The following is a 729-nucleotide window of genomic DNA, read 5'->3' as shown; positions in this document are numbered from 1 at the left end:
CCCGTCCCCGTGCCAGAAGGGCAGCTTGCCCGGCTGGCCGAACGCCGGGGAGACCAGCACCCGGTCATGGGTGATGTCCTCGATCCGCCAGCTGGTGGCCCCCAGCGCGAACACGTCGCCCACCCGGGACTCGTAGACCATCTCCTCATCCAGTTCACCCACCCGCTTTGGGGCCTTGGAGTCCTCGGCCCCGGCCAGGAAGACCCCGAACAGCCCGCGGTCCGGATGGTGCCCCCGGAGATGACCGCCAGGCGCTGGGCCCCGGGACGGGCGGAGAGGGTCCCGGCATCCCGGTCCCAGATGATCCGGGGCTTGAGGGTGGCGAACTCATCGGAGGGGTACTTGCCCGAGAGCATGTCCAGGGTGGCCAGGTAGGCGCTGCGCGGCAGCTGCGCGTAGGGGGCGGAGCGGCGCACCGTGTCAAACCAGGACTCCACGCCCAAGTCCGCCAGGGCGACCGCGGCCAGGGTCTGCTGGGCCAGCACGTCCAGAGGGTTGGCCAGCACCGTCATCTTCTCGATCTGCCGGTGCGCATCCGGGTGACCACCAGCGCGGTGGACAGCAGGTCCGCCCGGTGCTTGGGGTAGAACACGCCGCGGGAGACGGAGCCGACCTGGTGCCCGGCACGGCCCACCCGCTGCAGCCCGGAGGAGACCGAGTTCGGCGACTCCACCTGGATCACCAGGTCCACCCGCCCCATGTCGATGCCCAGCTCCAGGGAGCTGGTGG

The 729-nt window shown here is 71.1% G+C and carries 1 pseudogene; it reads right to left on the bottom strand.

Annotated features, from left to right (window positions below):
• Window positions 1–729 (bottom strand): annotated as a pseudogene (locus tag JCM19049_RS16455) (helicase-related protein); the annotation flags it as partial.

Source organism: Arthrobacter sp. JCM 19049, assembly GCF_001310435.1.
This window is presented reverse-complemented; position numbering and strand designations above follow the sequence as displayed.